Here is a 238-nt window from a genome sequence, read left to right as displayed (position 1 = left end):
GACAATGATATTGCATATTCTGATTTGTTAGAGAATGATTACCCTGAGAATCTTCAGCAAGGTATAGACAGCCCAATGTTATGATTTAAAGATGGAAATATCGATTTATCGAACAATAAAATCATGTCTATTGTAGGTACAAGAAACATCAGTTCTTATGGGCGTAAGTTTTGCAATCAAGTAATAGAAGAATTAGCAGAATACAACCCAATAATTGTAAGTGGTTTTGCTTAGGGAG

The 238-nt window shown here is 33.2% G+C and carries 1 pseudogene; it reads left to right on the top strand.

Annotation, left to right across the window (positions count from 1 at the left end):
* Nucleotides 1-96 precede the first annotated feature (96 nt).
* Nucleotides 97-234: pseudogene (locus ACY2RW_RS16360) on the top strand (DNA-processing protein DprA); the annotation flags it as partial.
* Nucleotides 235-238 lie beyond the last annotated feature (4 nt).

It is taken from the genome of Polaribacter sp. 2305UL8-11 (assembly GCF_058147165.1).
The sequence above is the reverse complement of the archived record's forward strand: the minus strand, read 5'-3'. Positions and strand labels throughout refer to the sequence as shown.